Below are 1216 nucleotides of genomic sequence, written 5' to 3' on the forward strand. Positions count from 1 at the left end.
GACACTGATCGTTGGAAATATCGCCGCGGCAACTTCCAAAAAGTAATTGACGTTCAAATGGATTGAGGAAGCGAAAGACCGGGCGATGAAAAGACTCATCCTCTGTTTTGTCATTTTTTGCTCGCTTGGTAACGCGCAGGAATCTGCATTCCAAAATTCCAAAATCTTTCATCTTAAAGCCAAAAGCGACACGCTCGATTTTCACACCGGGCTGGATTTGCTGATCGAGAATCAATTTTTGACCATTAAAAATAAAAAAATTGCCGTGATTTTTAACGCAGGAAGTTACGACCGGAAAAATCGTCACGCAGCGGACATTTTTCGAGATGAATGGAAAGGCGCCGTTGTATCGTACATCGAACTTCCGGAGTCGGTAATGCCGGAGAAAAGCGGGAATTTGACATTCTCCAGTGTTTCATCGGATTCCGGTTCGAAACAGATGACCGTTTCCAGCAGTCTGTCCGATCTGGATGCTGTCGCTTTGAACGACTGCAATATCATTGTCTGGGATGTTCAGGATATCGGTTTGCGAGAATCGACGACTTTATCGGCGTTGGCGAAGGCGATCCGGTTAAGCGCGGAAACGCGGAAACCATTACTGATTTTAGACAGACCGAATCCTTTGACTTCATCAATTGTTGAAGCGCCGATTTCGATGCGTTCACCTGCGCTAAACGGATGCCCGATTCCATTCCGTTACGGCGTGACGATCGGTGAACTTGCGTTAATGATAAACGAGGAAAATTGGTTGAAAACGGCTAAACCTGCGCGGCTGTTCATCATTCCGATGGCAAATTACCGGCGGACGATGTGGTACGATGAAACGGGAATGAATTGGCACTTACCGCTGAGAAATATCTTGACAGTCGAAACCCTTTTATCGTACACCGCGAGCATCTTTGCTTTCCAGTCGAATATCAACATCGAAACCGGCTCCTCTTTTCAATATGAAGTCTTCAGCGCTGAGTGGATTTCTCCCGATGAACTTGTGGCTGTGCTCAATTCGCTAAAAATTAGCGGCGTCGAATTTACTAAAACCGGATTTTTATCGGACGGAATGCTGGAAAATACTCGGACGCAAACGAGCGAAGAACAATTGCAAACAAGAATTCGCTGGATCGTTCGCGACCGGAATTTGTACCGATCTTCGACCGTTGGCGCAGTTACGGTAGGATTGATCGGTCAACTCTATCCGCACCGGTTTCAGTGGGCGAAT

General features: G+C 46.5%; 1 protein-coding gene. It reads left to right on the top strand.

The genetic code is table 11. From position 1 onward, the window contains the following. Positions 1-46: 46 nt before the first annotated feature. Positions 47-1216, top strand: a 1170-nt coding sequence (locus COT43_10275; GenBank protein ID PIS27487.1) for a hypothetical protein, incomplete at its 3' end; no start/stop codon positions are given.

The sequence above is a fragment of the Candidatus Marinimicrobia bacterium CG08_land_8_20_14_0_20_45_22 genome (assembly GCA_002774355.1).
Lineage (GTDB): Bacteria > Fidelibacterota > UBA2242 > UBA2242 > UBA2242 > 0-14-0-20-45-22.